The 7277-nt window shown below is 43.2% G+C and carries 6 protein-coding genes and 1 pseudogene; 2 read left to right on the plus strand and 5 right to left on the minus strand.

From position 1 onward, the window contains the following. Positions 1–320: 320 nt before the first annotated feature. Positions 321–1700 (minus strand): MATE family efflux transporter, encoded by a 1380-nt coding sequence (locus CCU_RS02600; protein WP_242859165.1) that lies wholly within the window; start codon positions 1698–1700, stop codon positions 321–323. A 492-nt stretch (positions 1701–2192) separates the two neighbouring features. Here CCU_RS02600 and CCU_RS02605 point away from each other — a divergent pair, with 492 nt between their 5' ends. Further along, positions 2193–3047, plus strand: coding sequence for an ROK family protein (locus CCU_RS02605; RefSeq protein WP_015533457.1), 855 nt, complete (start codon positions 2193–2195; stop codon positions 3045–3047). A 63-nt stretch (positions 3048–3110) separates the two neighbouring features. Here the strand turns inward: CCU_RS02605 and CCU_RS02610 are convergent, their stop codons facing one another. The 4 genes from CCU_RS02610 to CCU_RS02625 form a co-directional block, all read right to left on the minus strand. After that, entirely contained in the window at positions 3111–4091 is a 981-nt protein-coding gene (locus tag CCU_RS02610; RefSeq protein ID WP_015533458.1) for a glycosyltransferase family 2 protein, read from the minus strand. Between the two features lie 10 nt (positions 4092–4101). Continuing rightward, a complete protein-coding gene (locus tag CCU_RS02615; RefSeq protein WP_015533459.1) occupies positions 4102–5250 on the minus strand; it encodes a glycosyltransferase family 2 protein in 1149 nt (382 codons plus the stop codon). Between the two features lie 117 nt (positions 5251–5367). Then, entirely contained in the window at positions 5368–6204 is an 837-nt protein-coding gene (locus CCU_RS02620) for an undecaprenyl-diphosphate phosphatase (protein WP_015533460.1), read from the minus strand. A 157-nt stretch (positions 6205–6361) separates the two neighbouring features. After that, positions 6362–6874: a DNA-deoxyinosine glycosylase gene (locus CCU_RS02625; protein WP_243440838.1), complete on the minus strand. Its 513-nt coding sequence runs from the start codon at positions 6872–6874 to the stop codon at positions 6362–6364. A gap of 239 nt (positions 6875–7113) precedes the next feature. Here CCU_RS02625 and CCU_RS14680 point away from each other — a divergent pair. Continuing rightward, a pseudogene (locus tag CCU_RS14680) lies at positions 7114–7277 on the plus strand (sodium-dependent transporter); the annotation flags it as partial.

The raw sequence follows: 7277 nt of genomic DNA on the forward strand, positions 1-7277 counted from the left end.
CAAACTCCGCAGCCCCGCTGTCGAAGAAGAATTCCATACCCAGAAATACAAAGCTGAACAGAGCCAGCGAGATCACACTTCTGATATGCGCCGGTTCAAAGCCTTTTTCATTATTATTTATTTTTTCAACATCCACTGATTTTTCCCCTGACATATATGGTCATCTCCTGTTTATTCTGTATTAAAGATAATACAGCGCTGAATTTTTGTCAAAATATAAAGTATGCTAATTCATAACACCTATATCCCTTGGAGTATCAATGTGATTGAATCGAAGAAGGACGCCCCCCAAAAGGCGTCCTTGCTATATTAATTATTATCTATGCATTTTCCGTACCTTCATCTTCTCTCTGACACTTTCTTATATACACAGAAAATCTCACAGATGCGGTGAGTGCTATCACAATCCATGTAAATATATTCGTATACCACACTCCCCAGAATCCCATCTTTAACACATACATCAGTATCAGCGCAAATACTATCCTTCCTCCCACCTCAAGAGCACCATTCAGCATGGAGAACACCACATCCCCCATTCCATTTAATGCGCCTCTCATGGTATATATCGTTCCAAGTGCAATATACATACTTCCGGATATCACAAGTCCCTTCGCGCCAAGCCTTATGACATTCTCCTCCGTCACGAAAAATCCCACAACATTTTCCCTGAAAACTGCTACCAGACAGAACATTGCTGCGCCAAGAGCCAGCGTGATGAGCTCTGTCTGCCATACCGCTCTGCGCACCCTTTCGTACTTGCGTGCGCCACAGTTCTGTCCTGCAAATGTAGACAATGCAAGTCCCAGAGAACTAAACGGCTGGAATATGATTCCCTCAACCTTTCCTGTTGCAGTATATGCAGCCATGACCTCCGGACCATATCCATTTATAAGGGTCTGCAGTATTGAGCAGGATATTGATATCATGGAAGTCTGAACCGCCATTGGTATACCGATACTGAAATCTTCCTTCATTATATCTCTGTCAAACTTGAAATGGCCTCTCTTCAGTCTGAAATAGGGATTGGTTTTCACCGCATAACATATAGAGCCAACGCCAGACAGGATCTGACTGAGAACCGTTGCATATGCGGCACCGGCAACGCCCATATCCATGTATATGACAAACACTATATCAAGCACAACATTTATGGCAGAAGCAATCATGAGAAATATAAGTGGGGTCTTTGAATCCCCAAGTGCCCTTAGCACAGCAGAAATTCCGTTATAAATAGCCACCGCTATCGTAAATCCACAGGTGATCCTCATGTATGTATATGCGTAGTCAAATGTCTCTGCAGGGGTCTTCATTAGCCTTATAATAGGCCCCGCAAAACAATATCCCAGTATACTCATGAGTGCGCCAACCGCCAATATGACAAACAATGCATTTGCTATGGCTTTTTTTACCTGCTCTTCTTTCTTCGCTCCAAAATATCTTGATATGACAACACCTATTCCAGATGCCATTCCATTGCACAAAGAAAAAAACAGGAAACTGATCATTCCAACTGATCCCACACCGCCAAGCGCATTTGCCCCTAGATGACGACCAACCACTATCGAATCAACCAGGCTGTATACCTGCTGAAATAGATTGCCTATAAGTAGCGGAACTGAGAACTTCATGATCAGTTTCATACTGCTTCCCTCTGTCATATCCATAACATATTCTTTTTTGTTCAATACCTTTTCCACTATGTTTGCTCCTTGTATATATTTAGATTATCCATGATATACAAACTCATGAATCACCTTGCAGATTTTCATAGCAGCACCATCCGTATTGTAATCCCTGTGTATTAACCCATATGCCTCATAATAACATAAGTTATGCTAAGGTCAAGAAGCTAAATGGCTAATCTTCTATATACTCAACATAATCTCTTTCATCAGCGAAAAGCTGGTACTCTCCGTCCACATATCCCATATACCCTTCCGAAACAAAATATCCTTTTATCATGACCACGCCTCCTGTACACTTTATCTTCCAAGCTTCAAGCCTCTATCAAGCTCCTTAATATGGCTCTATCTTATCTTGTCAAGTGTCCAAAAAAGCGTACACCAAGTTTCTTTTATATTCCACAAGTACCGACGCAAATCCGGGCTTGAAGATAAGTGACACGGCATATATAATGTATATAATTTTGAAAAATTTCTGCCATATAAACATGGCACCAAGGAGGAAATATGTACTACGGCGCACTTGAAGCCGGTGGCACCAAGATGGTTTGTGCCATAGGCGATGCAGACAAGAATATAATAGACAGAATATCCATACCGACGGGCACACCTGACCAGTCCGTGCCTGCCATGATAGATTACTTTAAGAAATATGACATATCCGCTCTCGGAATCGGTACATTTGGCCCGGCCGACATCAATCCTAATTCCCCTACCTACGGCTCCATCATGAGGAGTCCCAAGAAAGCTTGGGAGGGATTCAGCCTTTACAAAGCATTTACGGATGCGCTTGGCTGCCTGGTTGTGGTGGACACAGACGTAAACGCAGCAGCCTGGGGTGAATACCTGTATGGAGCACTGAAAGGACTCAACTCGGGAATGTACCTCACTGTTGGAACCGGCATCGGCGGCGGTATAATATCCGATGGCAGACTCATTCACGGCATGGAACACCCGGAGACAGGCCACATCCTCATCCCTAGACGAACCGGCGATGATATACCATGTACCTGCCGATTCCACCAGAGCTGTGTAGAGGGTCTTGCATCCGGCCCTATGCTTGAGCGCAGAACCGGAATGAAAGGCAAAGACATCCCAGCCGACTCACCGGTATGGGATCTTGAAGCATTTTATATAGCTGAGGCACTGGTCAACTACACCATGTGCTACTCAGTTGAGAGGATCGTCCTTGGCGGCGGAGTCATGGACAACAAATTCCTGTTCCCTATGATCCGCAATTACTACACTGAACTGCTGTCGGGTTACATCGACATGCCACAGGTCAAGGACACCGACACATACATTGTTCCCGCAGGGCTCGAGGGAAATCAGGGCATCATAGGTGCTATGAACCTGTTCTGATACACACATTTGTCCACAAAAAAACAGTTTCACCGATCGACTGGTGAAACTGTTTTTTCTTTTCTATGCTGTTGCCTTCTCGTACTCCTCAAAGGTCTTATCCATGATAACCTTGTACTTGCCATACTCGGTCTTGTTGTAGAAGCACTCCTCTGAAAGACTCTTGATACCAAACTCCTCGAACCACTCTTCCTTAAGTTTGTTGAACAGAACCTCCTTCTTTGGTCCTGTGATGGTCTCCAGATGCCACAGACTGAAATGCAGTGCATAGTTGATGTAATCCTGCTCATACTCCCAGAAATTGCCGTGGGCTTCAAGCGCCGCCTTGAGTGCCACAAGAGCCTCGTGGAAGCACTGCCATGACTTCTCTCTGGTATTGGACAATGACTTTGGATTGTTTCTTCTCTGGTGTGCAAGCACCTCGTCCACTATCTCTATATTTGTTGCAAATGCTATCGCTGAAAATACGAACAGCATATCATTCGAAGTTCTGAGCTGCTGGAATCGGAAATGGTTCTCCTCAACATATTCCCTGCTGAAGAGCTTATCCCAAGCCCATCCCACAAATACCTTGAATATATTGCCCGTGAAATTACGAAAATACATTGGTCTGTACGGTGGAAGCTCCTTCTCGTGAAGTGTCCATCTGACCTGAACAAATTCCTGAAGATCCTCTCTGTACTGATCTGATCTGAACACAACTACCTGAGCTCTGGTCTCGTGAGCCTTGCTCCATGCCTTTTCCAGCATGTCCGGCTCAAAGAAATCATCGGAATCCAGAAATGAAAGATACTCTCCGGTCGCGATCTCAAGACCTTTGTTTCTCGCTGCCCCGGCTCCGGCATTTGCCTGCTGTATAACCTTTACACGCTGATCCTTCGCCTCATATTCCTTCAATATCGCCAGAGAATCATCTGTGGAGCCATCATCCACGCAAATGATCTCTATATCCTTAAGTGTCTGACCCACTATGCTGTCCATGCACTGGCGCAGATAATCAGACACATTGTAAACAGGAAGAATAACTGATACCTTTGTACCCATAGCTTTACCTCTATTTGTTTCGACTAAATAAACTCTTGATCTTTCTAGGTATGAACATAATGACCGCACCGATCCTGAATGTAGGTGTCTTCTTCACTCTGTCCAGATCTGCACGGGTCTGATGAACCAGACCACGGAGTCTCTTGACTTCTCTCTCAAGCTTGCGCTCACGATCTGTACATGCGATCCTTGTATAATAGTAATCGTCAGGGGACTTGATGATAAACTGGATGTTCGCCCACTCAAGCTTTGTAAATATAGTCTGATCAATCTCCTGCATCTCCATTGCTCTCTTGAACTCGGAGCTGTATCTTCTTATATAATCCTTCTTGAATTCAGGTCCGATTCTCCTGATCGTCTCGTTGTAATTGTGGTATTTCTTGAGCCAGTATACGCCTCTGAAACGCTCCCAGATCTCAGGATCCTTTACAAGTATATCTCTGATGTGATCATACTCAACATTGACACAGTATACCTTCTCTCTGCTGTGAACAGATGAATTCGGGTTATCTCTGCGGTTCATATAATATGGCTTGTTCACTATCATAGCTCTCTTGGCATATATAAATGTCTGGAACCAGAAACCATTGTCCTGGAATGATGCTCCCGGAGTCTCGTTGTGTCTGATATGATACTCCTCTATGAAGCTTCTCTTGTAGATTCCACTCCATGTGTTCATAATGAAACGGATCGCACTTGGTGTCTCGCTTGGATTGAACACAACATTATAATCCTCTGCATTCGGTGACAAGTGGTTGTACACCAAAGTCATGTTGCCATTGTCATCGTTGCGCTTAAATCTATAGAAATCTGCCTTTACAAGGTCAAGGTCGTTCTCAACCGCCTTGTTGTACAGTTCCTCATACATATTAAGTGGCACAAAATCATCAGGCTCAACTATACCAATATACTCACCTGTAGCCTTATCAAGACCGATATTCATGCCTATTCCATAACCGCCATTTTCCTTGTCAACAATAATGATACGGTCGTCTTTCTCCGCATATCCCTTTAATATTTCAAGTGAACTATCTGTAGATCCGTCATTGATACATATGATCTCGATATCCTTCAATGTCTGATTTACAACACTATCCATACACTCCACCAGATACATCTCTACGTTATATGTTGGAATGATGATTGAAACCTTTGCCATCTTTCTTCTCCCATAAAATTTTATCACAATGTTAATATGTGCTATAATGCACAATTCATGGGCATTATAGCACATACTATATATATTATGCAATTTTTGATTTTATTTATTTATAAGCTATGCAAATAAGGCAAAATATGCAAGAACTATAACTCCGAGCACGATCCTGTACCAGCCAAATATCTTGAAGTCATGCTTCTTGATGTAGCTCATCAGGAACTTGATGACAACAATGGATACAAGGTATGCAACGACACAACCTATAATAAGTATAGCGAACTCAGCACTTGTAAATGACAGTCCGAATTTGATCATCTTCAGAGCACTGAGTCCGAACATAACCGGAACCGCAAGGAAGAATGTGAACTCCGCTGCTGCCACTCTTGATACACCGATGAGCAGAGCGCCTATGATGGTGGCACCTGAACGGGATGTACCCGGTATGATGGAGAGCACCTGAAACATACCTATAAGAAATGCTGTCTTGTATGTTATGTCGTTCAGCGTCTCAACCTTCGGTGTTCTGGTCTTGTTCCAGTTCTCAATCACAATAAATGCTATTCCATAGAAAATAAGGGCAATCGCTATGACAACCGCTGTGTGCAAATGCGCCTCTATGTAATTATCAAACAGTATCGTAACTATCGCTCCAGGTATACATGCAACAACTGTCTTGAACCACATACTCCAGGTATCTTTCTTCATGACAGGCTGTGTCTTGTCTTTGAGCTGGAAAGGCCACATCTTATTCCAGAATATGGTCACGACAGCAAGTATCGCTCCAAGCTGTATCACCACGAAAAACATTTCCTTGAAATCAGTGCTCGCATTCAGTGAGATAAATTCATCCACAAGAAGCATATGTCCTGTGCTACTGATCGGGAGCCACTCTGTGACTCCCTCCACGATACCAAGGAATACTACCTTAAGTATCTCGATAAAACTTAATGCCATCTCTTCTCTCTCCTTTTAACTTCATTATGAATATTCTATATTCACAGCGGATATCTGACTCCATCCGGCTGCGGTCTCTATGATAACATATTCTCACTCGTTGTACATCATTCTACAGAAAGCTTTAGAAAATGTTATGTATGAGTTTATCTTCTGTCTATAATTTGCATATATCCGGTATCTCAGCGCCCCAGATGTCAACCAACTTATCCACCGAAAACGCAGCATTTGCCGGGCTTGTGGACGGAAGTACAACAGGTTCTATGCCAAGTATCTTCTGCTGATATTTTGCGTAATACTTTCCTGAGGTCTTGCCGTTGCATATCACTTTTGTGACCTTGGAAGCTTCCACTATCTTCGACAGATCCGTGGGCGTAACATTCTTTATACTGCTGTCGCTTGAACCTATGATGTCACAACTGTAGATCGCATCCCACAGGGCTATGTGGTGTGCATGCAGCATGGCTTTCTTATCATCTATGGTCACCGGAAGTTTCTCGCCAAGCACTCTGCTGATGACCTTCCAGAATCTGTTCTGTGGATGTCCGTAGAAGAACATCTGCTCCCTGGACTTCACCGATGGCAGGCTTCCCAGTATGAGTATCCTTGATTCCTCATCGTAAAGTGGGGGAAATGGATGTACTATATGTTCATATCTGTCCTCTGTCAATCTTCTCACCTCTCAGATAATATTCAAATAACTTTTTCCATTTTTCTGGTACATTGTACGCCACCTGCCGGTTATTTTTCAATTAAATTCTTGCTTTTGCAGCTATGTTTTAAGTCATGTCCACATTATTTAATTTACTTCCAAATGATATTCATGTATATTAATTAAGTTAACGTAATTTACGGACTATGAGGGAGGTCCGTCAATGCGGTAACGAACACATTTGGGAGGAATTATACATGAAAAAGAGAGAATCTTTTAACAACAAATGGGGCTTCATCCTGGCCTGCATCGGCTCTGCCGTGGGCATGGGCAACATCTGGATGTTTCCTACAAGAGTCTCCATATACGGCGGCGGATCCTATCTCATACCATATTTTATATTTGTGGTACTCATCGGATT

It is taken from the genome of Coprococcus sp. ART55/1 (genome assembly GCF_000210595.1).
Taxonomy (GTDB): Bacteria; Bacillota; Clostridia; order Lachnospirales; family Lachnospiraceae; genus Coprococcus; species Coprococcus aceti.

Excerpts from the sequence above, each read along its gene's own strand:
- CCU_RS02605 (WP_015533457.1), top strand. The coding sequence starts at position 2,193 with ATGTACTACGGCGCACTTGAAGCCGGTGGCACCAAGATGGTTTGTGCC.
- CCU_RS02610 (WP_015533458.1), bottom strand. The coding sequence starts at position 4,091 with ATGGGTACAAAGGTATCAGTTATTCTTCCTGTTTACAATGTGTCTGAT.
- CCU_RS02615 (WP_015533459.1), bottom strand. The coding sequence starts at position 5,250 with ATGGCAAAGGTTTCAATCATCATTCCAACATATAACGTAGAGATGTAT.
- CCU_RS02620 (WP_015533460.1), bottom strand. The coding sequence starts at position 6,204 with ATGGCATTAAGTTTTATCGAGATACTTAAGGTAGTATTCCTTGGTATC.